22 protein-coding genes and 1 tRNA gene are annotated in these 26,572 nt (G+C 63.0%); 14 read left to right on the top strand and 9 right to left on the bottom strand.

Features of this window, described 5'->3' with window-relative positions; all coding sequences use genetic code 11:
• Positions 1–3: 3 nt before the first annotated feature.
• Positions 4–978: a TRAP transporter substrate-binding protein DctP gene (gene dctP / locus DDE20_RS00625; RefSeq protein ID WP_116556516.1), complete on the bottom strand. Its 975-nt coding sequence runs from the start codon at positions 976–978 to the stop codon at positions 4–6.
• 36 nt (positions 979–1,014) lie between these two features.
• Positions 1,015–1,947, bottom strand: a complete 933-nt coding sequence (locus tag DDE20_RS00620; protein WP_116556515.1) for a fumarylacetoacetate hydrolase family protein — start codon at positions 1,945–1,947, stop codon at positions 1,015–1,017.
• Positions 1,948–2,046: 99 nt separating this feature from the next.
• Here DDE20_RS00620 and DDE20_RS00615 point away from each other — a divergent pair, with 99 nt between their 5' ends.
• Genes DDE20_RS00615 through DDE20_RS00605 form a run of 3 tightly spaced genes read left to right on the top strand, consistent with a single transcriptional unit; the run spans position 2,047 to position 4,071 of the window.
• Positions 2,047–2,745: a GntR family transcriptional regulator gene (locus tag DDE20_RS00615; protein ID WP_116556514.1), complete on the top strand. Its 699-nt coding sequence runs from the start codon at positions 2,047–2,049 to the stop codon at positions 2,743–2,745.
• Positions 2,742–3,062 (top strand): EthD family reductase, encoded by a 321-nt coding sequence (locus DDE20_RS00610; RefSeq protein ID WP_116556513.1) that lies wholly within the window; start codon positions 2,742–2,744, stop codon positions 3,060–3,062. Before DDE20_RS00615 ends, DDE20_RS00610 begins: the two co-directional genes overlap by 4 nt.
• 34 nt (positions 3,063–3,096) lie before the next feature.
• Positions 3,097–4,071, top strand: a complete 975-nt coding sequence (locus tag DDE20_RS00605) for an NAD-dependent epimerase/dehydratase family protein (protein ID WP_165814376.1) — start codon at positions 3,097–3,099, stop codon at positions 4,069–4,071.
• Positions 4,072–4,284: 213 nt separating this feature from the next.
• Here DDE20_RS00605 and DDE20_RS00600 read toward each other — a convergent pair.
• Positions 4,285–4,360: transfer RNA gene (locus tag DDE20_RS00600), tRNA-Thr, on the bottom strand.
• A gap of 91 nt (positions 4,361–4,451) precedes the next feature.
• On the opposite strand from DDE20_RS00600, the gene DDE20_RS00595 reads away from it, so the two are divergent.
• The gene (locus tag DDE20_RS00595) at positions 4,452–5,339 is read left to right on the top strand and encodes a hypothetical protein (RefSeq protein ID WP_116556511.1); all 888 of its coding nucleotides are present in this window, start codon (positions 4,452–4,454) and stop codon (positions 5,337–5,339) included.
• 63 nt (positions 5,340–5,402) lie between these two features.
• Here the strand turns inward: DDE20_RS00595 and DDE20_RS00590 are convergent, their stop codons facing one another.
• Complete coding sequence (locus DDE20_RS00590; RefSeq protein WP_116556510.1) at positions 5,403–5,654, bottom strand: DUF2312 domain-containing protein; 252 nt, start codon at positions 5,652–5,654, stop codon at positions 5,403–5,405.
• Between the two features lie 184 nt (positions 5,655–5,838).
• Here DDE20_RS00590 and DDE20_RS00585 point away from each other — a divergent pair, with 184 nt between their 5' ends.
• The gene (locus DDE20_RS00585; RefSeq protein WP_116556509.1) at positions 5,839–6,063 is read left to right on the top strand and encodes a hypothetical protein; all 225 of its coding nucleotides are present in this window, start codon (positions 5,839–5,841) and stop codon (positions 6,061–6,063) included.
• A 516-nt stretch (positions 6,064–6,579) separates the two neighbouring features.
• Here DDE20_RS00585 and ppk2 read toward each other — a convergent pair.
• A complete protein-coding gene (ppk2, locus tag DDE20_RS00580; RefSeq protein ID WP_420812346.1) occupies positions 6,580–7,599 on the bottom strand; it encodes a polyphosphate kinase 2 in 1,020 nt (339 codons plus the stop codon).
• 183 nt (positions 7,600–7,782) lie between these two features.
• Here ppk2 and DDE20_RS00575 point away from each other — a divergent pair, with 183 nt between their 5' ends.
• Positions 7,783–9,354 carry a Re/Si-specific NAD(P)(+) transhydrogenase subunit alpha gene (locus tag DDE20_RS00575; protein WP_116556508.1) on the top strand — a complete coding sequence of 524 codons (1,572 nt, stop codon included), beginning with the start codon at positions 7,783–7,785 and terminating at the stop codon, positions 9,352–9,354.
• A 12-nt stretch (positions 9,355–9,366) separates the two neighbouring features.
• The gene (locus DDE20_RS00570) at positions 9,367–10,812 is read left to right on the top strand and encodes an NAD(P)(+) transhydrogenase (Re/Si-specific) subunit beta (RefSeq protein ID WP_116556507.1); all 1,446 of its coding nucleotides are present in this window, start codon (positions 9,367–9,369) and stop codon (positions 10,810–10,812) included.
• Between the two features lie 242 nt (positions 10,813–11,054).
• Here the strand turns inward: DDE20_RS00570 and lpdA are convergent, their stop codons facing one another.
• The 3 genes from lpdA to DDE20_RS00555 all read right to left on the bottom strand — a co-directional run bounded on the left by lpdA (position 11,055) and on the right by DDE20_RS00555 (position 14,543).
• Entirely contained in the window at positions 11,055–12,449 is a 1,395-nt protein-coding gene (lpdA, locus tag DDE20_RS00565; protein ID WP_116556506.1) for a dihydrolipoyl dehydrogenase, read from the bottom strand.
• A gap of 97 nt (positions 12,450–12,546) precedes the next feature.
• The gene (locus DDE20_RS00560) at positions 12,547–13,137 is read right to left on the bottom strand and encodes a DUF924 family protein (protein ID WP_116556505.1); all 591 of its coding nucleotides are present in this window, start codon (positions 13,135–13,137) and stop codon (positions 12,547–12,549) included.
• A 170-nt stretch (positions 13,138–13,307) separates the two neighbouring features.
• Positions 13,308–14,543, bottom strand: a complete 1,236-nt coding sequence (locus DDE20_RS00555; RefSeq protein ID WP_116556504.1) for an MFS transporter — start codon at positions 14,541–14,543, stop codon at positions 13,308–13,310.
• Between the two features lie 393 nt (positions 14,544–14,936).
• Here DDE20_RS00555 and uvrA point away from each other — a divergent pair, with 393 nt between their 5' ends.
• The gene (uvrA, locus tag DDE20_RS00550; protein ID WP_116556503.1) at positions 14,937–17,804 is read left to right on the top strand and encodes an excinuclease ABC subunit UvrA; all 2,868 of its coding nucleotides are present in this window, start codon (positions 14,937–14,939) and stop codon (positions 17,802–17,804) included.
• Between the two features lie 233 nt (positions 17,805–18,037).
• Here uvrA and DDE20_RS00545 read toward each other — a convergent pair whose 3' ends face one another.
• Complete coding sequence (locus DDE20_RS00545) at positions 18,038–20,023, bottom strand: FAD-dependent oxidoreductase (protein WP_116556502.1); 1,986 nt, start codon at positions 20,021–20,023, stop codon at positions 18,038–18,040.
• 307 nt (positions 20,024–20,330) lie between these two features.
• Here DDE20_RS00545 and hutH point away from each other — a divergent pair, with 307 nt between their 5' ends.
• The 6 genes from hutH (at position 20,331) to ribD (ending at position 26,542) form a co-directional block, all read left to right on the top strand.
• The gene (gene hutH, locus DDE20_RS00540; protein ID WP_116556501.1) at positions 20,331–21,848 is read left to right on the top strand and encodes a histidine ammonia-lyase; all 1,518 of its coding nucleotides are present in this window, start codon (positions 20,331–20,333) and stop codon (positions 21,846–21,848) included.
• Positions 21,849–22,063: 215 nt separating this feature from the next.
• The gene (locus tag DDE20_RS00535) at positions 22,064–23,350 is read left to right on the top strand and encodes a lipoprotein-releasing ABC transporter permease subunit (RefSeq protein WP_116556500.1); all 1,287 of its coding nucleotides are present in this window, start codon (positions 22,064–22,066) and stop codon (positions 23,348–23,350) included.
• The gene (locus tag DDE20_RS00530; RefSeq protein WP_116556499.1) at positions 23,343–24,044 is read left to right on the top strand and encodes an ABC transporter ATP-binding protein; all 702 of its coding nucleotides are present in this window, start codon (positions 23,343–23,345) and stop codon (positions 24,042–24,044) included. The genes DDE20_RS00535 and DDE20_RS00530 overlap by 8 nt, the downstream gene beginning before the upstream one ends.
• A 145-nt stretch (positions 24,045–24,189) precedes the next feature.
• Positions 24,190–24,588: a L,D-transpeptidase gene (locus DDE20_RS00525; protein WP_240607794.1), complete on the top strand. Its 399-nt coding sequence runs from the start codon at positions 24,190–24,192 to the stop codon at positions 24,586–24,588.
• Positions 24,589–24,813: 225 nt separating this feature from the next.
• A complete protein-coding gene (nrdR, locus tag DDE20_RS00520) occupies positions 24,814–25,281 on the top strand; it encodes a transcriptional regulator NrdR (RefSeq protein WP_116556497.1) in 468 nt (155 codons plus the stop codon).
• 133 nt (positions 25,282–25,414) lie between these two features.
• The gene (gene ribD, locus DDE20_RS00515) at positions 25,415–26,542 is read left to right on the top strand and encodes a bifunctional diaminohydroxyphosphoribosylaminopyrimidine deaminase/5-amino-6-(5-phosphoribosylamino)uracil reductase RibD (RefSeq protein WP_240607793.1); all 1,128 of its coding nucleotides are present in this window, start codon (positions 25,415–25,417) and stop codon (positions 26,540–26,542) included.
• The last annotated feature ends 30 nt before the right edge of the window (positions 26,543–26,572 follow it).

The following is a 26,572-nucleotide window of genomic DNA, read 5'->3' as shown; positions in this document are numbered from 1 at the left end:
GGCTTATTGCCCCATGATCTGCATCATCAGCTCTTGGTTCCAGTCCTGCGCCAGCTCCGAGGCGGCATAGACCTCATCGGCGCGGGTGCGGAACGGGGTCAGGTCGATCTCGTCAACCCGCAGCCCGTGCTCCGAGACCAGACGGTCGGCAACCGAGACCTCATCGGCGACGCGGCGCTCGTTGTTCCATGCGGCACCGGCCAGTGCCGCCTCGCGCAGCACCTGCTGTTGTTCTTCGGTCAGGTCGTCAAAGAACGGCTTCGAGATCGCGTAGAACACCGGCTGCACCATATGCGAGGTCAGCACCACTTGCGCGGAGACCTCATGGAACCGTGCCGCGCTCATGATCGTCAGCGGGTTTTCCTGCCCGTCGACGCCGCCGGTTTGCAGCGCGACATAGACCTCGGGCATCGCCATCGGGGTCGGCTCGACGCCCAGAGAATCGCCAAGCAGCAGCCATTCCGGCGAGGCGGGCATGCGCAGCTTCACGCCCTCCAGATCATCGGGGCTGGTGACATCGCGGGCTTCGGCGAGGTTAACCTGCCGCGTGCCCAGATAGGCGACGGAAAGGATCTCGATATCCATCTGCGCGGCGACATCGGCGACCAGTTGCTCGCCAATCGGGCCCTGCATCACCTCGATCATATGGGCGTAATCGCGAAACAGGAACGCCCGCGACAACAGCCCCCATTCGGGGATCTGCGCGGCGACCTCAAAGCCGGTCATCGTGCTCATTTCCAGATTGCCGCGCTGGATCGCCGGCACTTCGGTGCCCTGCCGGAACAACGAGCTGCCGGGATAGGTCTCAACCGTCAGCCCGGCATCGGCCTCATGCACCTGCCCGGCAAAGACCTCCATCCCGCGGTGCAGGAAGTCGGGCGCCGGACCGGCGGTTGAAAAGCGCACGGTCTGCGCCGCGGCGGGCAGCGCAAGGCCGAGCGCCAGTGCCGAAACGGCCATTAGTTTGGGAAACGTCATGAATAGTCCTCCGGTTGGATGATGGGGGTGGCCGGCTTATCCGGCTCTGGTTTTTGCGGGTTGGATGGTGGTGGCCAGCGTGCCGATACCGTCAATCGTCGCCTCAACGCGGTCGCCCACTGACAGAAAGCTCTGCTTTGCCGCGCCGACACCGGCGGGGGTGCCGGTCAGCAACACATCGCCGGGATCGAGGGTCATGATCTTCGAGGCGGTCGAGATCTGCTCGGCAATGCTAAAGATCATATCGGCGGTGCTGTCGTCCTGTTTGGCCTCGCCATTCACCGACAGGCGCAGCCGCGCGTCCTGCGCATTCGCCAGCGCCTCGGCGGGCACAAACCGCGGGCCGAGCGGGCAGCAGCTTTCCTGCGCCTTGCCCGCCACCCAGTCGAGTTTGTAAAATGTCTCGGGCGCCTTGTTCAGATCGCGGGCGCAGAAATCGACCGCCACGGTGTAACCGGCGATATGCGCCAGCGCCTCTTCGGGGCTGACATTGCGCGCCGCTTTGCCGATCACAATCGCCAGTTCGATCTCCCAATCGAAGGCCTCGGTGCCAATCGGCATATGCACGGTCTCGCCCTCGCCAACCACCGCATTGCGCGAGGGTTTGAAAAAGAAGAACAGACGCTGGCTCTCCTTGGTGATGCCCGGAAAGCCCATCTCGGCCATATGTCGGTAGTAATTCGCCCCCGCACAGAGCACCTTGCCGGGATACAGCAGCGGCGACAGCCGCCGCGGCGTGCCGCTGACTATATCCGCGGCGCTCAACTGCGGCAGCGCGGCCTCGATCAAGCCGCGTGAGGCGTCCCAGTCGTCAAACAGGTCGATCACTTTCGAGACCTCGCCGCCACCGACCCGCGCCAGACTTGGGGCGAGGCGGAACAATCCGGCGTCGGTCTCAAGGCAGGCTATCGGCCCGCTGTCGCCCGCGATGGTGGCCAAAGCCCATGTCTGTAGCGGCGTGTTGGTCATTCTATATGTCCGTCTTTGAAACTGATGCGCATCGCAATTGACGGTGCGCTTTGCATGAACTAGACTAGATTTTATAAAATATACGAGTCAACATAAAACATGCCCGAGATAGCTCTAAATTTGACCTCAGCCTATGAGCGGCTCCGCCATGAGATCCTGCAAGGGGACCTGCAATCAGGCGAGCGCTTGCGGGTGGCCGATCTTCACGCCCGTTACGGGTTTGGCCTGACCCCGATCCGCGAGGCGCTGATGCGGCTGACCAGCGAGGGGCTGGTTGTCACCGAGGCCAATCGCGGCGCGCGGGTGCGCGCGGTCACGCTGGAAGAACTGCACGATCTGATGCAAACGCGGCGCGAGATCGAGGCGCTCTGTCTGCGCGCCTCGATGGCCAATGGCGGCGCGGAATGGGAGGCGCAGGTGCTCTCGACGATGCATCTATTAGCCCGCGCCGATCTGCCGCAAAGCCCCGGCGACAGCGCCACCGCCGCGATCTGGGAACGCAAGCACCGCGATTTCCACCATGCGCTGATCTCGGCCTGCGGCTCGCCGTGGCTGCTGCGGATCTGGGACGATCTGGCCGATCATTCCGAGCGCTATCGCAAGCTACGGCTGCTCAATTACCGCGCTTTATCCGCCGATGTGCGGGATCTGAATGCCGACCATCGGGCGATCATGGACGCGGTGATCAACCGCGATGCCGACCGTGCCGTGCGCCTGATGGACCTGCATCTGCACAACACCGAATCCGCCGTGGCCCGCTTGCTGCACGACCAGTTAACCACCGGAGACACCCGATGATCATTCGTTCCGCCCTGCTGCTGGGCCAAGTTGCCGCCGACCGGCAAGAGGATTTCGACCGCCATATGCGCGAATTTGTGGTCGCCAAAATCCGCCAATATCCGCGCATTCGGGATGTGACCCTGCGCAAGACCCATGCCTCGGATGACGGCGCGCCCGAGATTTATATGCAGTTCGACCTGATGTTCGACAGTCTCGCCGATATGGACGCGGCGCTGGCCAGTCCGGTGCGCGATGCGGTCCGCGCCGAGATCATCGCCGGCATGGGTGATTTTCAGGGCCGTACTGTGCATGTGGTCTCGCAAGCGCTCGGCTGAACCCCCAATCACGACAAAACCGGAGACCGTCCGCATGACCGAGGCAATTAACCCCGTGTTGATCACCGGCGCCGGATTGATCGGCTGCGAGACCGCGCGGCTACTGTCAGCGCGCGGGCAGGCCTGTGTGGTATTCGACCACGGCACCCCCAAATCCGACCTCAGCCGCTTGCCCGGCGTCAGCTTTCAACAGGGCGACATCACCGACATGGCCGCGCTCACCGCGCTGTTCGAGGAGGGGCAGTTCGACGCGGTGATCCACACCGCCGCGATGCTGTCGAACGGGCTGCGCGCAGACCCGGTCCAAGGGCTGAACGTCAACATCATCGGCACCGCGCAACTGCTGGATCTGGCCGCGCGCCACGGCGTCCGGCGCTTTGTGCAGGCCAGTTCCGCGACCGTGGTCTACGCCGGTTTCAGCAGTTTCGACGCCAGCCCGATCCCCGAGGATTGCGCCCTGTCGCTGGTCTCGCAGCGCCCTCCCAGCCTCTATGCGTTAACCAAAGTGACCTGCGAGCATCTGGCACTGCACTGGCGCGCGACCAGCGGCCTGTCCACCGTGTCCCTGCGCTTTGCGGCGGTGCTCGGTGGCGAATCCGACCCGCCCAGCAGCGTCCCCGGCCACCTGATGAACCGGCTGATCGCCGCCGCCCGCGCCGGTGGCACGCATCTGTTGGATGACCCGCTGTTCTATTGGGACAAAGAGGAAGAATTCGTCGATCTGCGCGACTGCGCCCGCGCCATGCTCTGCGCGCTGGATGCGCCATCGCCCGCGCAAGGCGTGTATTTCGTCGCCGGTCCGCAAGGCCATACGCTGGAAGAATTCGCCGCCTACGTCGCCGCCCGTTACGGCGATTTCACCTTAGAAGTGCCGACCCATTCCCCCGTCGGCTTCGCGGGCTTCCCGCACCCGCGTCCGGCGCAAAGCAGCCGCATCGCCGCGCAACGCGAACTCGGTTTCACCGCCCGCCACACCCTCGAAGACACCCTGCACCACTGGTGGTCATAGGCCGATGCCTCGCCCCACCGGCCATGCGAGGGCCACCGTGCTCGGGGTGACTAGCGGTCACGGCAGCGCATGAAATCTAATGGTCGATCACCCTAGCTGCATCTAGGCCAGTTCACGGGGGCGGAGCAGCTAAGTCTGGGGAAGACTCAACGGCGGACCCAATTTTGAGGCCATCCCTCAACCCGCTGGCAGATAACCATTTGTTCTCGGGAATGGTGCCGGTTGAGGGACTCGAACCCCCGACCTTCGGTTTACAAAACCACTGCTCTACCAACTGAGCTAAACCGGCGCAGGCATCTGATAGCGGGGATTCGGGGCCGGCTCAAGATCGAAGATGCAAAACTCTTGCGACTCGCGGCGCATGCGCGATAGTGGCCTCTATGGAAATTGCACTACATCTTGGCGTCCATCTGACCGACAACGACCAATTGGTGCGCTGTTTGATGCGCAATCGCGGGCTGCTCGCGCAGCAGGGGATCGCGGTGCCGCCGACCGGCTCTTACCGGATGCAACTGCGGCAACTCTCGCATGATATGGCCGATCAGACCACCGACGCCGAGACCCAAGAGGCGCTGCTTGACGGGCTTCTTGAGGCTGATGACGTGCGCCGGGTGGTGTTTTCCTCGGAATATCTGCTCGCCACCCACCAGTGGATCGTGGTCAACGACCAATTCTATCCCAACGCCGGCAAACATCTGGCGCAGGCGGTGCATCTGTTCCCCGAGGCCGAGGTTTGCGTCTATCTGGCGCTGCGCAATCCGGCGCATTTCCTGCCCGCGCTGATCAAGGATGAGCGTTCGGGCGGCGCGGCAACGGTGCTTAAAAACAGCGATCCGCTCAATCTGCGCTGGTCGGAGATGCTGTTGCGGATGCATGACGCGGCGCCGGATGTGCCGATCACCCTGTGGTGCGAAGAGGACACGCCGCTTTTGTGGCCCGAGATCCTGCAGAAGGTTTCCGGCCACGCCCCTGAGACCGAGTTGGAGGGCTGGTTCGCCTGGTATTGGGAGATGATGACGCCGAAAACCCATGAGGCGATGCGGCGGTATTTCAACCGCAATCCGGTGGTTGACGCGGCGCACCGCCGCCGCATTCTCGGCGCCATGCTGGAGAAATTCGCCCGTCCCGAGGCCCGCCCCGAGGCAGGCGCCATCGACGCGCCGCTGCCCGGCTGGAGCGGGGAATATATCGACGTATTGACCGAGCTCTACCAGCAGGACCTCGATCTGATCAGCGCCATCCCCGGGGTCACGCTGCTCGAGCCCTAAGCCCAACAGCGCGCCCCGAAGACGGGCTTATGTGCAGATTACGGCCTGCAGATCAGGCGCGGATCACTCCATCCCGAGGGCGGATTTATACAGATCCATAATCGCCTCTTCCTCGGCAATCTCGTCGGATTTGCGTTTGCGCAGGGCGATGATTTTGCGCAGAACTTTGGTGTCATAGCCGCGCCCTTTGGCTTCGGCCATCACTTCTTTCTGCTGGTCGGCAATGTCCTTTTTCTCGGCATCGAGATGCTCGAAACGCTCGATAAACTGGCGCAATTCATCGGCGGCGACATCATAGCTGGCTGGGCTGCTCATAGGAACCTCATTGGGTAATCGGCGCTTGGGCGCACGGGGTTTGCATCGACCCTTTTTCTAGAGGGCGCGGGCCGGTCCCGCAAGCGGTGATCCGGTCTGCAACTGCAGCTGCGTTGTGGTTGCGGCGGTTGCCTGCGCGGCGCAAATGCACTACCACACCGGCGCAATCAGGCGTGAGGCAAAGATGACCCTGTTTCAATTGTTGATCTGGATCGGCGCAGCGGTGACGCTGGCCGGTGTCGTCGGGCTTCTGGCCACCGGCGTCAGCGCCAATAAATTGCGCAACTCCGGCCTGCCGGACGACGAGATGCGCCGCAGGCTGCAATCGGCGGTGCACCGGAATATGGCAGCGCTATTTGTCGCGGTGATCGGGTTGATGATGGTGATCATCGGCATCGCGCTGGGGTAGGGGAGTTGCGCCCGTGGGAACCACGGGCCGCGCCCGACCCTCCCCCCGGGAGGGCGCCTTGGCGATGGTGTTTATCTCTCAGCCGACATTCATGCTCTCGAGTGCACCGCGTTGCGGATAGGTCAGCGTCGCCCACCCAGGGTCGGGCGCGTCCCTGAGCACTCGGGGGCGGTCGGGCGCGGCTCGGCGGTGCCGCCGGGCGAAACGGTGAATCGGTGGTGATACCTATACCAACCCGGCACGGGGTTTCCGTTATGATCCTTTGCTGAACTTACACAGGGTCTAAGCGGTGAAAAGATATTGCCAAAGGCTGTTCTCTGCACGGCATTAAGCACTAAGGGACGCGCCCGACCCTAGGTGGGCGCCGCGCCGTCGCCACGAAACGCTGAGCTCAAAAGCATCGATGTGGGTTGCGCGGTGAGAGGCATCGCCATGCGCCCTCCCATGGGGAGGGTCGGGCGCGGCCCGTGGGTTCCCACGAGCCTGACAGGGGCATCCGCAACGCCCCAGCCCCGCTTACCCGCCCGACTGCCCGCGCGGCTCCAGCATTTGCCGCGCCTGTCCGACGATCAGCGGGTCGGGCGTGCCAACCACCTCGTGATCCTTCCCCGGATACTCCAGCGTCGAGAGCACAAATTTCATCGCATTCAACCGCGCGCGCTTTTTATCCTTGGATTTGATGATCGTCCAAGGCGCATCCGCGGTGTCGGTGTAAAAGAACATCGCCTCTTTCGCCGCGGTATACTCATCCCATTTGTCCACGCTCGCCTTGTCGATCGGCGACAGCTTCCAGCGCTTCAACGGATCGGTCTCGCGGGCCAGAAACCGGCGGCGTTGCTCTTCGGGGGTCACCGAGAACCAGAATTTGAACAGCCGGATGCCCGAGCGCACCAGCATCCGCTCGAATTCGGGCGCTTGCCGCATGAACTCCAGATATTCATCCGGCGCGCAAAACCCCATCACCCGCTCGACACCGGCGCGGTTATACCAGCTGCGGTCGTAGAACACGATCTCGCCGTTGGTCGGCAGATGCCGCACATAGCGCTGGAAAAACCACTGCCCGCGCTCGGTATTGGTCGGCTTGTTCAGCGCCACCACACGGGCGTAGCGCGGGTTGAGATGCTCGGTGAAGCGCTTGATCGTGCCGCCTTTGCCCGCCGCATCACGGCCCTCGAAGAGCATCACGATCTTCTGCCCGCTCTCCTGCGCCCAGAGCTGTACCTTCAACAATTCCGCCTGCAACCGCGCCTTTTCGGCCTCATAGGGCTCACGCGCCATTTTATGCGTATAGGGGTAGGTTTTCGTGTCAAAGGGCGCACTCAGGTCCACCCGCGCATCCAGCCCTTTGCCGCGCGGGCGAAACGCGCCCTGATCGCGCGAGACGGGGCGTTCCAACGGCGCATCGGGCAGGCCGGATCCGGCCACATCCTGCTGCGCCAAAGTGGTCGCCTTGTGAATTGCCGCCGCCCGATCCACCATCTCTGGCCCACCCCGTTCCTGCGCGATCTCCGCGTCAAATTCCTGAAAAAACACCATAACATATATCTGGGTCTTGCGCCTGCTAACCTCAAGTCCTTGCGGGGAATATGGGTTTTTACGCCACTGGTAGCGCTAGAGCCGCTTGATTTACTTGTGTCACGCGCAGCCCCGCGCTAAGCACCCGCAGCATGAACGAAAGCGGGCGTCGCACGCCCGGCCCTTGCAACAGGAGGACCCAGCGTGAAGATCGGGGCACCGAAAGAGATATTTCCGGGAGAAAACCGGGTCGCCATGACGCCGGAATCGGCGCAGGCGCTACAGAAATTGGGGCATACATGCCTCATCGAGACCGGAGCCGGCGCCGCCGCGGGCTTCGAGGATGCCGCCTATACCGCCGCTGGGGTCGAGGTTGTCGCATCGGCGCAGGCGCTGTTTGACGCCGCCGATGTGGTGGTCAAAGTGCGCGAGCCGGTGGCCGAGGAAATCGCCCTGCTCAAAGAGGGGCAGACGGTGATCTCCTTCTTCTGGCCGGGCCAGAACACCGAACTGCTGGAACAAGCCAAGGACCGCGGCGCCACCGTTGTTGCGATGGATATGGTGCCCCGCATCAGCCGCGCGCAGAAAATGGACGCGCTCTCGTCGATGGCCAATATCGCCGGCTACCGCGCGGTGATCGAGGCGGGCAACAACTTTGGCCGTTTCTTCACCGGTCAGGTGACTGCTGCAGGTAAAGTGCCACCGGCCAAAGTGCTGGTCGTCGGCGCCGGTGTTGCCGGTCTTGCCGCCATCGGCACCGCGACCTCGCTGGGCGCGATCACCATGGCGTTTGACGTGCGCCCCGAAGTGGCTGAGCAAATCGAATCCATGGGCGCGGAATTCGTGTTTCTTGAATTCGACGAACCGGCCCAAGACGGCGCCGCGACGGGTGGCTACGCCGCCCCTTCAAGCCCCGAATTCCGCGAGAAACAGCTCGAGAAATTCCGCGAGCTGGCCCCCGATGTCGATATCGTCATCACCACCGCCCTGATCCCCGGCCGCCCGGCGCCCAAGCTGTGGACCGAGGATATGGTCAAGATGATGAAACGCGGCTCGGTGGTCGTTGACCTCGCTGCCGAACGTGGCGGCAACTGCGATCTGACCGTGCCGGACGAGAAAATCACCACCGAGAATGGCGTGACCATTGTCGGCTATACCGATTTTCCCAGCCGCATGGGCACCCAGTCCTCGACGCTTTATTCCAACAATATCCGCCATATGCTGGCCGATCTGACCCCGGCGAAAGACGGGGTGATCAACCACAATATGGAAGATGACGTGATCCGCGGCGCCACCGCGACCCACGCCGGCGAGATCACCTTCCCGCCACCGCCGCCGAAAGTGCAGGCGATTGCGGCGGTGAAACGCGAAAAGCCCAAAGAGCTGACCGCGGAAGAAAAACGCGCTGCCGAAACCGCCGCCTTCAAGGCGCAAACCCGCCAGCAGGTCACCCTTCTGGGTGTCGGCGGCGTGCTGTTGCTGCTCGCGGGTATCTTTGCTCCGGCCAGCTTTATGGCGCATTTCATCGTCTTTGTGCTGGCCTGCTATGTCGGGTTCCAAGTCATCTGGGGCGTCTCGCATTCGCTGCACACGCCCTTAATGGCGATCACCAACGCGATCTCGTCGATCATCATTCTGGGCGCCTTGCTACAGATCGGATCGGGCAGCTGGCTGGTGATGATCCTCGCCGCACTTTCGGTCTTTATGGCCGGTATCAATATCTTCGGTGGCTTTATGGTCACCCGGCGCATGCTTGCCATGTTCCAGAAATCGTAAGGAGAGGCAGCCATGGAATACGGATTTACCACGGCAGCCTATGTGGTTGCAGCCGTTCTCTTCATCCAGTCGCTGGGTGGATTGTCGGGTCAGGAAAGCGCAAAACGCGCGGTCTGGTATGGGATCGTCGGCATGGCGCTGGCGGTTCTGGCAACGCTCTACGGCCCCGGAGCGGGCAATTGGGCGCTGTCGATTGTGATGATCGCCGCCGGTGGCGGGATCGGCTGGGTCGTTGCACAGCGCGTGCAGATGACCGAAATGCCGCAACTGGTCGCGGCGATGCACTCGCTGGTCGGTCTGGCGGCGGTGTTTATCGGCTTTAACGCGCATATCGAGATGGCGCGGGTCGCCACCATGCAGGCGGCTAATGACACCGCCGCATTGGCCGATCTGGCGCAATTCGCCGCCTCGGTGGCGCATAAAACCGCCGCCGAAATCTCGGTGCTCAAGATCGAGGTGTTCTTGGGCGTGTTCATCGGCGCGATCACCTTCACCGGCTCGATTGTCGCTTATGGCAAGCTGGCGGGGAAAATGAACACCGCAGCCACGAAACTGCCGGGCGGGCATATGCTCAATGCCGGTGCCGCGCTCCTGTCGGCGATCCTGTTGATCCTCTACTTCCAAGGGGCGGGCAGCTGGACCTTGATGCTGATGACGCTTTTGGCGTTCTTTATCGGCTATCACCTGATCATGGGCATCGGCGGCGCCGATATGCCGGTGGTGGTCTCGATGCTCAACAGCTACTCGGGCTGGGCGGCAGCGGCGATTGGGTTCTCGCTGTCCAACGACCTGCTGATCGTGGTCGGCGCGCTGGTTGGCTCTTCGGGTGCGATCCTGTCGTACATCATGTGTAAAGCGATGAACCGCTCGTTTATCTCGGTGATCCTTGGCGGCTTTGGCGGCCCCGCGGGCGAGCAGATGGCGGTCGAGGGCGAACAGATCGCGATTGACGCCGACGGTGTCGCCTCGGCGCTCAACGAGGCCGACAGCGTGATCATCATTCCGGGCTACGGGATGGCGGTGGCACAGGCGCAGCAATCGGTGTCGGAACTGACCCGCAAACTGCGCGCCGCCGGCAAAGAGGTGCGCTTCGCGATCCATCCGGTCGCCGGGCGTCTGCCGGGCCATATGAACGTGCTCTTGGCCGAGGCCCGCGTGCCCTATGACATCGTGATGGAAATGGACGAGATCAACGATGATTTCCCCTCCACCGATGTGGCAATTGTCATCGGCTCCAATGACATCGTAAACCCCGCGGCCCAGGAAGACCCCAACTCGCCCATCGCCGGCATGCCGGTGTTGGAGTGCTGGAAAGCCAAACAGGTGTTTGTCTCGAAACGCGGGCAGGGCACCGGCTATTCGGGCATCGAGAACCCGTTGTTCTATAAAGAGAACACGCGGATGTTCTATGGCGACGCCAAGGCCTCGATTGATGCGCTGCTGCCGATGATCGACTGAATTCGGTAAGCTGACAAAAAGAGACCCGCGCTGGAGTGATCCGGCGCGGGTTTTTTCATGTCTTGGCTCTGGTGGGGCGGCGCTTGGGGGCATCGAGCCCCCGCGCGCCGCGTGGGGTGGCCCCACACGCCACCAAGGGGGTTTTCCACCCCCTTGGAGACCCCCGAGGATATTTAGGGCATAAAGATGGCAAAAAGGGCTGGTGAGAGGCCAGCCCTTTTAGGTTTGAAGGTTGTGATGGCTTAAAAGTGGATCGCCTTGCCGTAGGCGTCGAGCACGCTTTCATGCATCATCTCGGAGAGCGTCGGATGCGGGAAGACCGTGTGCATCAGGTCTTCCTCGGTGGTCTCGAGCGTGCGGCCGACGACATAGCCCTGGATCAACTCGGTGACCTCGGCGCCGACCATATGCGCGCCCAAGAGTTCGCCGGTGGCCGCATCAAACACGGTTTTCACCATGCCCTCGGGCTCGCCGAGAGCGATCGCCTTACCGTTGCCGATGAAGGGGAAGCGGCCGACTTTGACCTTATAGCCGGCCTCTTTGGCCTTGGCTTCGGTGAGGCCCACCGAGGCCACCTGCGGGTGGCAATAGGTGCAGCCGGGGATCGAGTTGGGTTTGATCGGATGGACGGTTTGCCCGGCGATCAGCTCCGCCACCATCACGCCCTCATGGCTGGCCTTATGCGCCAGCCAGGGCGCGCCCGCCAGATCGCCGATCGCATAGAGCCCCTCGATACCGGTGCGGCAGTACTCATCGGTGACCACATGGGTGCGGTCGATTTTGACGCCCAGAGCCTCAAGCCCCAGATCCTCGGTATTGCCGACAATGCCGACCGCCGAGATCACCGTGTCGAACTCTTGCGTCTCGGTCTTGCCGTTTTCTTCCAGATGGGCGGTGACCTTGCCCTTACCGCGGTCGAGTTTCTTCACCGTGGTATTCTCGCGGATCACCATACCCTGTTTGACGAACTGCTTTTTCGCATGCGCCGAGATTTCCGCATCCTCGACCGGGAGCACCCGGTCCATCACTTCGACGACGGTGGTTTTCGCGCCCAAGGTGTTGAAGAAACTGGCGAATTCGATGCCGATCGCGCCCGAGCCGATGACCAGCAGGTTCTTTGGCATGCGCTTGGGATCGAGTGCGTGGCGATAGGTCCAGACCAGATCGCCGTCAGCCTCGAGCCCGGGCAATTCGCGGGCGCGGGCGCCGGTGGCGAGGATGATCGCCCGGGCTTTCAGCGTCTCGGTCCCCTTATCGGTTTTCACCGAGACCGTGCCTTGGGCGGGCAGATGCGCCGTGCCCATGAAGACCTTGATCTTGTTCTTCTTCATCAAATGGCCGATGCCGCCGCTTAGCTGTTTGGCGACGCCGCGCGAGCGTTTGACCACCGCGGGGAGATCGTAATCGACGCTGCCCGCCGAAAGACCGAACTCTTTGGCGCGGTGCATCAGATGGTAGACTTCGGCCGAGCGCAGCAGCGCTTTGGTCGGAATACAGCCCCAGTTCAGGCAGATCCCGCCCAGAGATTCGCGCTCGATGATTGCGACGTTTTTGCCCAGTTGCGCCGCACGAATAGCTGCGACATACCCGCCAGGGCCAGCCCCAATCACCACGACGTCGAAATTCTGATCGGCCATCTGGCCCTCCCGTTTGAAAACTGGTTGAACGTTAAACTATTCCCAAGTTCGCGGCAATCGCCCCTCGGGAATGGCCGTGATGCAGGGGATGCAAGGCTCAGTTTTGCAGCGCCTGCACGATGCTCGCATAGCCTCCGTCATTGAGAAACCCCAGTTCTTCGGGCGTGCTTTGGCGGCCCAAGGCGTCATTGCGGTAAGGGAAGCGCTGATAGCTGCGGATCACTTCGCGATGGGCGCGGGCGTGCAGCAAATTAGGGCTTTCACTGCCATCCGCCGCCTGCGGCATCCGCGCGAGGATCAGGCAGACACAGCGGTTCTGGTCGAAAATACTCTCGGAATGCATGAAGGGCAGATAGAAGAACTGCCGGATCGGCCCGTCGATTTTCAGGTCCAGCCGCCGCTGCCAGGCGCGGTCGGCGACCATCAGCGCATGGCCATCGGTGGCAAAGGCGCGCGGGTCGTTGCGAAACATATTGCGGGGGAATTGGTCGGTTAACACCAGATAGGCCAGCATCCCCTCGGGGCAGGATTGCCAGCCCTTATAGGCGCCCTCTAGCGCTGCCTCCCAAGCCGGTAAAAACCGCGCGGTGATCTCGGCGTCGAGCTCCTCTCCGCCAGCATACCAGCCTTGCGGCCCGATGGATTTCCAATACGCAAGGATTTCTGCGGCGAGGGCGGGGAGTGGCATGATAACCTCCGGCTTCGGTAATCTTTTCAACCACCTTGCGCCCAGAGGCTGGCTGCGGTCAACCCCAAGCGGGCGCGGGCAAACCGACAATGAAACCCAACGGGCGACACGAGGTCAGACGCGCGCCGCCGGGCGCAGGGGCAGCGGCGCGCGCGCGGGTTGCGGGCGGGTCAGGAGGTCTCGTCTTCGTTATACTCCAGCGCCGCCTCGACCGTGTAGATCGAGGTCGTCGGCATCACCGTGGTATAGCTGCCGGTGTTGTCGGGCGTGCCCGGATTGCGCATCATCCGCCACATGCCGTAGATGAACAGCGCGCCGAACAGCAGCGCCATGAACAAAAAGAACCCCGAGGGCCCGATATAGCCCATCATCCAACCGGTGATGATCGGGCCGGAGATCGCGCCCAAGCCATTGATAAACATCAACCCTGCCGAGGCCGCGGCCATATCGGAATGATCGAGATAGTCGTTCACATAGGCCAAGAGCAGCGAATAGAGCGGGTTCGACAATCCGCCCATCATCGCGCCGACCATCAACAGCACCGCAAAGGGCGGGTCGGTGACAATCGGCACCATCAACACCAGCGCTCCGGCCAAGGAGACCGAGACGATCAGCCCGCGCCGGTCCATCCGGTCGGACAGCCAGCCGATGGGGAATTGCAGCACCAGCCCGCCGACATAGATCGAGGCGATAAAGATCGACAGGTCGCGCACATTCAAACCGGCCTGCGTCGCCCAGATCGCCGCCATGCCGAATTGTGCCGAGAAAATCCCGCCGAGCAGGAACATGCCGACACAGCCCAGAGGCGAGGTGTCATATAGTTCGCGAAAGCTCATCCGCCGGATGCTCTCGAACGCGGGGGCAGGGGAAATCGACAGCAGGATCGGGGTAAAGGCCAGCGACACAAGGATCGAGGGGATGACAAACAGCACATAGCCCGAGGGATCGGCGACGTTCAGCAAAAGCTGCGCCAGAATGATGCCGAACATCTGCACGATCAGATAGAGCGACAGCGCCTGACCGCGGTTCTCATTGGTGGCGGCGTTGTTCAGCCAGCTTTCGGCGGTGATATAGACGCCGGAAAAGCAAAACCCGATCAACACCCGCATCAGTGCCCAGGCCGCCCAATGCGGCACCGCGGCGTAAAGGATCAGCACCGCCGAAATCAGCGAGCCGAGCGCGGCAAACACCCGCACATGACCGACGCGGCGAATCATATCCGGCGCCAAACGCGAGCCGAACAGGAAGCCGACGAAATACCCCGACATCACGATCGCCAGCTGGTTGGTCGAGAAATCCTCGATCTCGCCGCGGATACCCAGCAAAGTGCCCTGCATGCCGTTGCCCAGCATAAACAGCATCATACCCAACAATAGGGCCCAGGTTGACCCCAGAACTTTCAGCATCGCTTGGCTCCTTCACGCGTCGGGTTGTGGCCATCTGCCATCTATCGCGCCATTGGATAAAGTCTAGCAGCTTTCATCCCCTTTGATTGGGCGAAAAGCGGCATAATGGATGTCGGAAATGCAGCAGACATCAGGCTCCGAACCTGTCGGAGGCTGCGCCCTGCATATCGTGCCAATGGCCCGCAAATGGTGGAACTGTCAAGCGAACAGATCGACGGGTGAATGACAAGGGGGCCTCATGCCCTTGCGGTGCAACTCTTTGAAGCTGATTATGCTGCGAAACCCCCAACAAATCCTTAACGTTTGCGTTTTGTTCTTCAAATCGGGTTGGAGACTCAGCGCCACTGCACTATGTTCCCGAACTTGGGGCGCGTAGGGCGCTGGGTGAGTGAGATGGCCGAGCAAAAATTCATCGAAATCCGTGGCGCGCGCGAGCATAACCTCAAGGGCTTTGACGTGGATATTCCGCGCGATCAACTGGTGGTGATCACCGGTCTGTCGGGCTCGGGGAAATCCTCGCTGGCCTTTGATACGATCTATGCCGAGGGGCAGCGGCGCTATGTCGAATCGCTTTCGGCCTATGCGCGTCAATTCCTTGATATGATGCAGAAACCCGATGTCGAGCATATCGCGGGCCTGTCGCCGGCGATCTCCATCGAGCAGAAAACCACCTCGAAAAACCCGCGCTCCACGGTCGGCACGGTGACCGAAATCCACGACTATCTGCGGCTGTTGTTTGCCCGCGCTGGCACCCCCTATAGCCCCGCCACCGGAGAGCCGATCGAGGCGCAGCAGGTGCAGGATATGGTTGACCGAGTGTTAACCTTGGATGAGGGCACGCGCGCCTATCTGCTGGCGCCGATCGTGCGCGACCGCAAGGGCGAGTATAAAAAGGAACTGCTGGAACTGCGCAAACAGGGGTTCCAGCGGGTGAAAATCGACGGCACCTTCTATGAATTGGACACGCCGCCGGAACTCGACAAGAAATACCGCCACGAGATCGACGTGGTGGTCGACCGTATCGTGGTGCGCGCGGGCATCGAGACCCGCCTCGCCGATAGTTTCCGCACCGCGCTGGATCTGGCGCAGGGGATTGCGGTCTTGGAACTCGCCTCGGCCAGTGAGGGCGAAACCCCTGAACGCATTACCTTTTCCGAGAATTTCGCCTGTCCGGTCTCGGGCTTTACCATCCCCGAAATCGAGCCGCGGCTGTTTTCATTCAACGCCCCCTACGGCGCCTGCCCGCAATGCGACGGGCTCGGCGTCGAGCTGTTTTTTGACGAGCGTCTGGTGGTGCCCGACGCCATGCTGCGGCTGGAAGACGGCGCGATTGCCCCCTGGCGCAAGGGTAAAACACCCTATTTCCTGCAGACCATCGAGGCGATTGCCAAACACTATCAATTCGACCCCAAGACCCCGTGGCGCGATCTGCCGGACAAGGTTAAGAAGGTCCTGCTCTGGGGCTCGGATGGTGAAGAAATCGCCTTTCGCTATGACGACGCGGGCCGCGTTTACAATGTCTCGCGCGCCTTCGAGGGCGTCATTCCCAATATGGAACGCCGCTACCGCGAGACCGACAGCAACTGGATTCGCGAGGAATTCGAGCGTTACCAGAACAACCGCCATTGCTCGGCTTGCGGCGGCGCACGGCTAAAGCCCGAGGCGCTGGCGGTGAAAATCGGCATGAAACATGTCAGCCAGATTTCCGAACTCTCGATCAAAGAGGCGCTGGCCTGGGTCGAAGAGGCGCCGGACCATCTGAGCGTGCAGAAAAACCAGATTGCCACCGCGATCCTCAAGGAAATTCGCGAAAGGCTCGGGTTTCTGGTCAATGTCGGGCTCGATTACCTGACCCTGAGCCGCTCGGCGGGCACGCTCTCGGGCGGCGAAAGCCAGCGCATTCGTCTGGCCAGCCAGATCGGATCCGGCCTGACCGGCGTGCTCTATGTGCTGGATGAACCCTCCATCGGGTTGCACCAGCGCGACAATGACAGGCTGTTGACAACATTGAAAAACCTGCGCGATCAGGGCAATTCGGTGCTGGTCGTCGAGCATGACGAGGATGCGGTGCGCTCGGCGGATTGGGTGCTCGATATCGGCCCCGGTGCCGGTGTCCACGGTGGTAATATTGTCTCCATGGGCACGCCCGAAGAGGTCGCCGCCGATCCCGCCAGTCTGACCGGTCAATATCTGTCCGGCGCGCGCGAAATTCCGGTGCCAGCGGAGCGCCGGGCGGGCAATGGCAAATCGGTGCGCGTGGTCAAGGCCACCGGCAACAACCTGCAAAACGTCACGGTGGATTTCCCGTTGGGCAAATTCGTCTGCGTTTCCGGCGTCTCGGGCGGCGGCAAATCGACACTGACCATCGAGACCCTGTTCAAAACCGCCTCGATGCGGCTCAATGGCGCGCGCCAGACACCGGCCCCCTGCGAGACGGTGCAGGGGCTGCAACATCTCGACAAGGTGATCGACATCGACCAGCGCGCCATTGGCCGCACGCCGCGCTCGAATCCGGCCACCTATACCGGCGCCTTCGGCCCGATCCGCGACTGGTTCGCCGGGCTCCCCGAGGCCAAGGCGCGGGGTTATAAACCGGGGCGGTTTTCCTTCAACGTCAAAGGCGGGCGCTGTGAGGCTTGCAAGGGCGACGGGGTGCTGAAGATCGAGATGAACTTTCTGCCCGACGTCTATGTGACCTGCGAGACCTGCAAGGGCAAGCGCTATAACCGCGAGACTTTGGAGGTGCTGTTCAAGGGCAAATCGATCTCGGATGTGCTGGAAATGACCGTCGAAGAGGCGAAGGGTTTCTTCACCGCCGTGCCCGCGATCCGCGAGAAAATGGATGCGCTGATGCGCGTCGGGCTGGGCTATATCAAGGTCGGGCAGCAGGCGACCACGCTCTCGGGCGGCGAGGCGCAGCGGGTGAAACTGTCCAAGGAGCTCAGCCGCCGCTCGACCGGGCGCACGCTTTATATTCTCGATGAGCCGACCACCGGTCTGCATTTCGAGGATGTGCGTAAGCTCATGGAAGTGCTGCATGAATTGGCCGATCAGGGGAACACCGTGGTGGTGATCGAGCATAATCTCGACGTGCTGAAAACCGCGGATTGGATAATTGATATCGGGCCCGAGGGTGGCGATGGCGGCGGGCAGATCGTCGCCGAGGGCACGCCGGAGGATATCGCCGCGGTCGCCGCCAGCCATACGGGGCAATATCTCGGCCCGCTGCTGAAACGCCGCACGACACGGGCGGCGGAATAGGGTCGCGCAATAGATCTAAGGGCCGCGCCCGACACTGGGTGGGCGCGTGCTCGCTGGTCGCAGCAGGCTGCGCTCACAAGCAATGATGTCGGTTGCGCGGTGCAGGAACTCGCCAAAGCGCCCTCCCGGGGGGAGGGTCGGGCGCGGCCCGGCGGTGCCGCCGGGCGAAACAGGGGGCTTTGCCCCCTCGGCCCTGCGGGCCTCACCCCCAGGATATTTCTGGACAGATGATACTAGAGGCGTCGCCCGATCTCGCGGCCCTCATAGAATGCATAGGGGGCGAGGCGGGGGGCGGCGGCGTCGCCGATCAGCGCGGGCATGAGGTCGGCGAGGGGCTCCGAGAGCATATCAAACGCCGTATTGGTGGTGGCGAGGATCAGCGCGCTGGCGGGGATCACCTGCTCGCTGCGATCGAGCAGCGAGACCACGCGCGCGCCGCCGCCATTCCCCAACCATTCGGAAATCGCGGATTCACAGACGAACCGCACGCCCAGCTTCGCCAGCCGTGCCCGCGCGTAGCCATCGGCAGCGGTGCGGGTCAGCTCTTTGCCGACATAGGCGTCGGGCGTGACCAGCACCACATTATGCCCCGCCTCGGCCAGATGCCATGCGGTGCCGACCCCCTTCCAATGCCCGCCTTCATCGTAAACGATCACCGTGTCGCCCAGCTGCGCCTCGCGGCGCATCGCCGCCTCGGCGGGCCAGACCGCGCCGCGCTCGATCCCCGGTAGCTGCGCCAGATCCGGCAGCCAGCGTTGGAACCCGTCTTCATCGGGCAGCGAGCCACTGGCCAGAATGACATGATCGGCGCCGATCTCGCGCACCGCCTCATCGTCAAGGAAGCTATTGAGCCGCAAATCAACGCCGAGCCGCGATAATTCGCGCTCATACCAGTCCAGCAGGTCAAGGATCTGGGCGCGCCGCGGCTGCTGGCCCGCCAGCCGGAATTGCCCGCCGATCTGCGGTTGCGCCTCGGCCAGAATCACCGAATGCCCGCGTTCTGCCGCCGCGCGCGCCGCTTCCAGCCCCGCGGGACCAGCGCCCACCACCAGCACCTTGGCAGGGCTGTCGGCAGGGGTGAAGCGGTCACCGCCCCACTCGAATTCGCGCCCCGCCGAGGGGTTGATCAGGCAAGAAATCCAGTAATCCCGCGACCGCCGCCCCCAGCACATCTGGTTGCAACTCAGGCAGGGGCGCACGCGCTCGGCCGTGCCCTCGGTGGTCTTGCGCGCCAGATGCGGATCGGCGATCTGCCCGCGCACAATCGACACCAGATCGGCGGCGCCTGAAGCCAGCACCTGTTCGCCCACATCCGGCGTGCGGATACCGGCCTCGGCGGTGACCTTGGCGTTTCGCACCACCGCCTTCAACTGCGCGGTGATCGGCACGGTCAATGTGTCGGGCTCGGTGAAGGGCGGGATGATGCGGCCAAAATCCAGATAAGACCCCGCGCCGCATGTGACATAATCGAGATCGCCGGTGGCGTCATGCAGCGCGATGATCTCGCAGAGCGCTTCACCCTGCAATGTAATCGGGTAATTCGCATCATGGCTGATCGCCATACCGATGATGAAATCCTCGCCGCATTCCCGGCGCACCCCCTCGATCAGCAGCCGCGAAAACCGCGTGCGGTTCTCCAGCGATCCGCCCCACCTATCCTCGCGCCGGTTGGTCCAGGGCAGCCAGAATTGATCGACCAGGGAATTATAGGCCGCCCATAGCTCAACCCCTTGAAACCCCGCCAGATAGGCGCGTTTGGCGGCGGCGATATGGGCCTCGAGAAGCTCCAGAATCTCACCCTCGGACATCGCATGCGAGCCGTCGGTGTCATGATAGGAGGGGCGGCCCGAGGGCGACCAATGCGGCGTGAAACTCAGGTCGGAATCGCCATGCGCGCCGATATGGTAAAGCTGCTGGAGGATCACCGCGCCTTCCGCGCGCACCGCCTCGGTCAACTGCCGGAAGGCGGGGATGATACTGTCGTCCTGATGGCGGAAATTGCCGCGGGTCAGCACACCCGTGCGATGCACCGGCACCGGTTCCGCCACGATCATCCCGGCCCCGCCCAAGGCGCGCTCGCGCAGATAGCCGGTGTAGCGCGCGCCGGGCAGCCCGTCTTCGGCCATATTGGCGGTATGGGCGCCAAACACGATGCGGTTGCGCAGGGTCTGGCCGCGCAGGTCAAGCGACGCAAGCAGGCGGGAGTGGGATGCTGACATGGAAACCTCGGCTAGCTTGCCGCCAGTCTGCGCAGGCACCGGGCGTGCGGCATTCCGGATGGCGGCAGTTTGCGCGCCGGAAACGACCTGTGAAGCGACCTGCAGGGCGGGGCCGGGGCTTGATTAAGTGCGTGCATAATTTCCGATTGACGGGTGGAATAAGTATCTACATATTAAAAGCGTGCCACCGGAGCGCGCGGGCGAGTCCCGCTGCCTCGGGCGACAACCCGCCGCGCACCGGACCCGTCATCGCGGCAGATGGCGGGGGCTGAAATTGATCCCACGCTCCAGAAATGTCAGGCTTGTCATGTTGATTTTGAACCCCGGAACCACCACTCTGGAAACGCTTGAAACCTTTTGGAGACAAGGGGTTGCGGCAAAGCTTGACGAGGGCGTGCGAACCCAGGTCGAGGCAAGTGCCGCCCGTGTGCACCGCGTCGCCGAGGGGGACGAGGCGGTCTACGGGATCAACACCGGCTTTGGCAAACTCGCCTCGGTGCGCATTGCCCCTGAGGACACCGAAACCCTGCAACGCAACCTGATCCTCAGCCATTGCTGCGGCGTCGGCGAGATGCTCGATCCGGCAACCACGCGGTTGATGATGGCGCTGAAACTCCTGTCGCTGGGCCGCGGTGCCTCGGGTGTGCGCTGGGATATCGTCACCTCGATCGAGGGGCTGCTGGCGAAGAATGTGACGCCGGTGATCCCCGCGCAGGGCTCGGTCGGCGCCTCGGGCGATCTGGCGCCGCTGGCGCATATGGCGGCGGTGATGATCGGCGCTGGTGAGGCGCTATTTGACGGCGAACGCATGGCGGGCGGCGAGGCGCTGAAACGCGCCGGTGTCGCGCCGGTGGTGCTGGGTCCGAAAGAGGGGCTGGCGCTGATCAACGGCACCCAGTTTTCCACCGCGCTGGCGCTGGTCGGATTGTTCGAGGGCTGGCGCAACATCCGCGCAGCACTGGTCACCGGCTGCCTGTCCACGGATGCGATCATGGGCTCAACCGCGCCCTTGCAGAGCGAAATCCACAGCCTGCGCGGCCATAAGGGGCAGGTGGATGTCGCCGCGGCGATGCGCGCGCTGATGGAAGACAGCGAAATCCGCGAGAGCCACCGCGACGGCGATACCCGCGTGCAGGATCCCTATTGCATCCGCTGCCAGCCGCAGGTGCTGGGCGCGGCGATTGACCTGATGCGCTTTGCCGCGACCACGCTGGAAACCGAGGCCAATGCGGTCACTGACAATCCCTTGGTGATCGAGGCGGGGATCTTCTCGGGCGGGAATTTCCACGCCGAGCCGGTGGCCTTTGCCGCCGATATCATCGCGCTGGCGCTGGCCGAAACCGGCGCGATTGCGCAGCGCCGCGTGGCGCTGATGGTCGATCCGACGCTGAGCCACGATCTGCCGCCCTTCCTGACGCCTGCACCGGGGCTCAACTCGGGCTATATGATCGCCGAGGTGACCACCGCCGCTTTGATGTCGGAAAACAAGCATCTGGCGAACCCCTGCAGCACCGACAGCACCCCGACCTCGGCCAACCAGGAGGACCATGTCAGCATGGCCGCCCATGGCGCGCGGCGGCTGCTGCGGATGAACGCCAACCTCTCGGTGATCCTCGGGGTCGAGGCGCTCTGCGCGGTGCAAGGCATTGAATTCCGCGCCCCTTTGACTACCGCGCCGAAGCTGAAAGCGGCGATTGATGCGCTGCGCGCGCGGGTGCCCGCATTGGGTGACGACCGCTATCTGGCGCCCGAGATCGAGCAGGCGGCGGAGCTGGTGCGCGAGGATTATCTGGCGGCGGCCACCGGCGTCGAGTTTTCGCTTTAGGCTGGCCGGGCACGGCTAGGGCGGCGCTTGGGGGCATCGAGCCCCCGCGCGCCGCATGGGGCCAGCCCCATACGCTGCCAAGGGGGTTTTCCACCCCCTTGGAGACCCCCGAGGATATTTCTCGACAGATGATAGGGGCGTGATCGCGCGACGATTGGGCCTTGACCCTTTGCGGCTTTCATTCGACCTTGCGCCCGCCTTATGAGGTGGGACATATGACACGGACCACGGCGCCTTTTGCCGCATTTGAATGGATGATCGCCTGGCGCTATCTGCGCGCGCGCCGCGCCGAAGGCGGGGTCTCGGTGATGACCTGGATCTCCTTGATCGGCATCGCGCTGGCGGTGTTTGCGCTGATCGCAACGCTGTCGGTGCGCTCGGGGTTTCGGGCGGAATTTGTTGATACCGTGCTTGGCGCCAATGCCCATGCGACGGTCTATTACGCCTCCTCGACCACGCCCAGTGGCGCGGTCAGCCGGATGATCGAGGATTACGACGCGCTCGCCGCCCGTCTGGCCGCGGTCCCCGGCGTGACCAGCGCCGCGCCCCTGATCAAAGGCCAGGTGATGGGCAGCTATGATGGGCGCAACGCCGGTGTCGAAGTCTTCGGCATTGCCCATGAAGACCTGCTGCAAATCCCCCGCATCGCCGCCTCGGAACGGGCGCGCGGCGAGATTGCGCGGTTTGAAGAGGGGATCGCGATTGGCGAGGGCGTGGCGCGCGAGTTGAACGCGCGGGTCGGCGACCGCATCCGCATCATCTCGCCGGACGGGGCGCGCACCGCTTTTGGCACTTCGCCGCGGGTCAACGCCTATGAGGTGGTCTATATTTTCTCGGCCGGGCGCTATGATATCGACCGCACGCGGGTGTATTTGCCCTTTGCCGAGGCGCAGACATTCTTTAACCGCGACGGGGTCGCCGATGAGATCGAGGTGATGCTCGCCGCGCCCGAGCAGGTCGATCAACTGGCCTATGATCTGCTGCATGCGGGCGGCGAGCGGGCGATGCTCTGGACTTGGCGCGACAGTGCCGGCTCCTTCCTGCGGGCGCTCGATATCGAGGATAATGTGATGTTTATCATCCTCTCGATCCTCGTGCTGATCGCGGCGATGAATATTATCTCGGGCCTGATTATGCTGGTGAAAAACAAGGGCCGCGATATCGGTATCCTGCGCACCATGGGGCTGTCCGAGGGCTCGATCCTGCGGGTGTTTTTCCTCTGTGGCTCGCTGGTCGGCGTGGTCGGCACCGGCATCGGGGTGATCGCGGGTTGCCTGTTTGCGCTTTATATCGACCCGATTTTCGCCTTTGTGAATTATGTCGCCGGGGGCGGGGTCTGGGATCCGTCGATCCGCGGGATCTACGCGCTTCCTGCCGAATTGCGGCTGATGGATGTGCTCAAATCCGTGGCGCTCTCGCTGGGCCTGTCGTTCATCGTCACCCTGTTTCCCGCACGCCGCGCGGCGCGGATGAATCCGGTGGAGGCCCTGCGCTATGAGTGACGCTGTGAATGATGCGGTTTTGACGCTGGACGGGATCACCAAAAGCTACCCCGGCAGTGCCGCAGGCCCGATCGAGGTGCTGCGCCATGTCTCGCTGAGCCTCGCGCCGGGCGAGGTGGTGGCGCTGGTCGCCCCCTCGGGCGCGGGAAAATCGACGCTCCTGCATATCGCCGGGCTTCTGGACACCGCCGACGCCGGTCATGTGGTGATCAACGGCGCCGAGATGACCCGTCTCGGCGATGATGCCCGCACCGCCGTGCGCCGCGCACAGGTCGGATTTGTCTATCAATTCCATCACCTTCTGCCCGAGTTCACCGCCACCGAGAATGTCATGCTGCCGCAACTCGCCAACGGGGTGGGTAAACGCGCCGCACAGGAACGCGCCGAGGATCTGCTCGCCCGCGTCGGGCTGGCCAACCGCGGCAAACACCGGCCTGCGGAACTCTCGGGTGGTGAGCAGCAGCGGGTGGCCTTCTGCCGCGCCATGGCCAATGCGCCGCATATCTTGCTGGCTGACGAGCCGACTGGCAATCTCGACCCCGCGACCTCGGATCAGGTCTTTGCCGTGTTGATGGATCTGGTGCGCGAGACCGGGCTTTCGGCGCTGATCGCCACACATAATCTGGCCTTGGCGGCGCGGATGGACCGGATGCTACATCTTGATGCGGGCAGAATTGCAACGCCTAGGGATTGAATAGGCGGAATTGCGCCTAATCCATTGACTCCGGTGAGGTGAGCCCCGCTACTGGGCGCAGGCACTGCCATGCCTGTTGCTCTTTATCATCCGCCGGGGGGTTGGAATGTCTCACTTTTTGCGCGCCGCATTTGCGGGCGTTCTTTTGTCATTTTTTGCTTTTTCACCGATCACCGCCAGCGCCAGCACGATTGTCGCGCGGGTCAGCGTCGATGCGCAGACCATGCATGTCTATATTGACGGGCAATTGCGCTACGAATGGCCGGTTTCCACCGCCCGCGCCGGTAAGATCACCCCGCGCGGCGAATGGGCGCCGCAATGGCTGTCACGCTGGCACCGGTCGAGCCTCTATAACGATGCGCCGATGCCCTTCGCGATCTTTTATGATGGCGATTATGCGATCCACGCCACCGATGCGATCAGCCGTCTGGGCCGTCCGGCCAGCGCCGGCTGCGTGCGGTTGCATCCCGACAATGCCTCGCTGTTGTTCGCGATGGTGCAGGAATCGGGGATGGAGAATATGCGGGTCGTGGTCATCGATTAGATGACTGCGCAATCATGCAAGAAATCGGTCATCGATTAGATGACTGCGCAAATAAAGGGCTCGGTTATTGACTAAATGCGCGACCGCCGCCCACCCGCCAAGCTGAGTCTGCCATGCAACAGCCCCTCCCCATTATATGGGGGCGGGCTTTTTGCTCTACCCAAGGTATGGCGATCTGCCTATAACTGCTGTGGATAACTTATCTGCTACCCCGAGGGAGAGGCCATGCGCTGTCCGTTTTGCGGCAATGTCGATACTCAAGTCAAAGATTCGCGCCCGGCGGAAGACCATGTGTCGATCCGGCGGCGGCGGTTCTGTCCGGCCTGCGGTGGGCGCTTTACCACCTATGAACGGGTGCAGTTGCGCGATCTGGTGGTGGTGAAAACCTCCGGCAAGCGCGAGCCCTTTGACCGCGATAAACTGGAACGCTCAATCCGCATTTCCATGCAGAAACGCCCGATCGAGCCGGAGCGCATCGAGCAGATGATCTCGGGCATCGTGCGACGGCTGGAGAGCATGGGCGAGACCGATATCCCCAGTCCGGTGATCGGCGAGATCGTCATGGAAACCCTCGCGCGGATCGACACCGTCGCTTATGTGCGCTTTGCCTCTGTCTATAAGAATTTTCAGGCGGCGGATGATTTCGACAAATTCGTCTCGGAACTGCGGCCGCCCAATCTGGGTGAGGATTGAGCGCGTAAACTAAGGGCGAAAGGGAGGGGCTTTCTGCCCCTCTTGGCTTGAAGCCGTCGCCAGTGTGCGAAGCGCAATGGCGCAATGCATAGGAACACCCCGAGGATATTTAGAGCACAATGATGAGCAGGCCATGACGGGCAGGGCGGTGAGTGAGGCGGACCGGCGGTTCATGCGGTTGGCGGTGGGTTTGGGGGCGCGCGGTTTGGGCGCGGTCTGGCCCAATCCGGCGGTTGGCTGTGTGATCGTGCAGGGCGCGCGCATTGTCGGGCGCGGCTGGACGCAGGCGGGCGGGCGGCCCCATGCCGAGGTGCATGCGCTGGCGCAGGCGGGTGAGGCGGCGCGCGGCGCCACCGCCTATGTCAGCCTCGAACCCTGTTCCCATCACGGCAAAACCCCGCCCTGCGCCGAGGCACTGGTGGCGGCAGGCGTCACACGGGTGGTCTCGGCGCTGACCGATCCCGATGCGCGGGTGGCGGGGCGCGGCCATGCGCTACTGCGCGCGGCGGGGATAGACGTGACCGAAGGCGTCGAGGAAGAGGCCGCGCGGCTGGCAAACGGCGGTTTTTTGTCGCGCATCCAGCGCGGACGCCCGATGCTGACGCTGAAACTGGCGCTGACGCTGGACGCGCGGATTGCCACCGCCGCCGGTCACAGCCGCTGGATCACCGGCCCAGAGGCACGCCGCCATGTGCATCTGATGCGCGCCAATCACGACGCGGTGCTGGTCGGCGCGGGCACGGCGCGCGCCGATGACCCCGATCTGCGTATTCGCGACCTCGGGATCAGCCGCCAGCCAGTGCGTATTGTTGCCGACAGCCGCCTCAGCCTCCCCCCCGAGAGCCGCTTGGGCCGCAGTCTCGATCAGGCGCCACTCTGGTTGCTGCATACCGCACAGGCCAGCGAGGTCGCGCAGGATATGTGGCGCGCTGAAGGGGCGGAGGTGATCGAATGCGCGCAGGATCCGATGGGGCGGCTGGATCTGGCGGATGCGCTGCAACAGCTGGGCGCGCGCGGGCTCACACGGGTGCTTTGTGAGGGCGGCGGCGGGCTGGCCGCCAGTCTGGTGCGCGGCGATCTGGTCGATGAATTGGCGGTGTTTTCCGCCGGTCATATGTTCGGCGCCGATGGCACCGCGGGGCTTGCGGGCCTCGGGGTCGATGAAATCCCGCCGCACCGCTGGGCGCTAAGCCACAGCCAGCAGGTCGGCCGCGATCTTTTGCACCAATGGCGGCGGGTGGGCTATCCCTGTAAAACTTGAGTGTTTCCTTAACCAATTCCCAAATCCGAC

Origin of the sequence: Pararhodobacter oceanensis (assembly GCF_003076755.1) — a bacterium.
Lineage (GTDB): Bacteria > Pseudomonadota > Alphaproteobacteria > Rhodobacterales > Rhodobacteraceae > Pararhodobacter > Pararhodobacter oceanensis.
This window is presented reverse-complemented; position numbering and strand designations above follow the sequence as displayed.

What these genes read in the sequence shown, in the direction of transcription:
- DDE20_RS00590 (WP_116556510.1), bottom strand. Translation starts at nt 5,654, where the DNA reads ATGAGCAGCCCAGCCAGCTATGATGTCGCCGCCGATGAATTGCGCCAG.
- DDE20_RS00595 (WP_116556511.1), top strand. Translation starts at nt 4,452, where the DNA reads ATGGAAATTGCACTACATCTTGGCGTCCATCTGACCGACAACGACCAA.
- nrdR (WP_116556497.1), top strand. Translation starts at nt 24,814, where the DNA reads ATGCGCTGTCCGTTTTGCGGCAATGTCGATACTCAAGTCAAAGATTCG.
- DDE20_RS00570 (WP_116556507.1), top strand. Translation starts at nt 9,367, where the DNA reads ATGGAATACGGATTTACCACGGCAGCCTATGTGGTTGCAGCCGTTCTC.
- DDE20_RS00620 (WP_116556515.1), bottom strand. Translation starts at nt 1,947, where the DNA reads ATGACCAACACGCCGCTACAGACATGGGCTTTGGCCACCATCGCGGGC.
- lpdA (WP_116556506.1), bottom strand. Translation starts at nt 12,449, where the DNA reads ATGGCCGATCAGAATTTCGACGTCGTGGTGATTGGGGCTGGCCCTGGC.
- DDE20_RS00555 (WP_116556504.1), bottom strand. Translation starts at nt 14,543, where the DNA reads ATGCTGAAAGTTCTGGGGTCAACCTGGGCCCTATTGTTGGGTATGATG.
- DDE20_RS00560 (WP_116556505.1), bottom strand. Translation starts at nt 13,137, where the DNA reads ATGCCACTCCCCGCCCTCGCCGCAGAAATCCTTGCGTATTGGAAATCC.
- hutH (WP_116556501.1), top strand. Translation starts at nt 20,331, where the DNA reads ATGTTGATTTTGAACCCCGGAACCACCACTCTGGAAACGCTTGAAACC.
- ppk2 (WP_420812346.1), bottom strand. Translation starts at nt 7,599, where the DNA reads ATGGTGTTTTTTCAGGAATTTGACGCGGAGATCGCGCAGGAACGGGGT.
- dctP (WP_116556516.1), bottom strand. Translation starts at nt 978, where the DNA reads ATGACGTTTCCCAAACTAATGGCCGTTTCGGCACTGGCGCTCGGCCTT.
- uvrA (WP_116556503.1), top strand. Translation starts at nt 14,937, where the DNA reads ATGGCCGAGCAAAAATTCATCGAAATCCGTGGCGCGCGCGAGCATAAC.
- DDE20_RS00530 (WP_116556499.1), top strand. Translation starts at nt 23,343, where the DNA reads ATGAGTGACGCTGTGAATGATGCGGTTTTGACGCTGGACGGGATCACC.
- DDE20_RS00615 (WP_116556514.1), top strand. Translation starts at nt 2,047, where the DNA reads ATGCCCGAGATAGCTCTAAATTTGACCTCAGCCTATGAGCGGCTCCGC.
- DDE20_RS00605 (WP_165814376.1), top strand. Translation starts at nt 3,097, where the DNA reads ATGACCGAGGCAATTAACCCCGTGTTGATCACCGGCGCCGGATTGATC.
- ribD (WP_240607793.1), top strand. Translation starts at nt 25,415, where the DNA reads ATGACGGGCAGGGCGGTGAGTGAGGCGGACCGGCGGTTCATGCGGTTG.
- DDE20_RS00535 (WP_116556500.1), top strand. Translation starts at nt 22,064, where the DNA reads ATGACACGGACCACGGCGCCTTTTGCCGCATTTGAATGGATGATCGCC.
- DDE20_RS00545 (WP_116556502.1), bottom strand. Translation starts at nt 20,023, where the DNA reads ATGTCAGCATCCCACTCCCGCCTGCTTGCGTCGCTTGACCTGCGCGGC.
- DDE20_RS00610 (WP_116556513.1), top strand. Translation starts at nt 2,742, where the DNA reads ATGATCATTCGTTCCGCCCTGCTGCTGGGCCAAGTTGCCGCCGACCGG.
- DDE20_RS00585 (WP_116556509.1), top strand. Translation starts at nt 5,839, where the DNA reads ATGACCCTGTTTCAATTGTTGATCTGGATCGGCGCAGCGGTGACGCTG.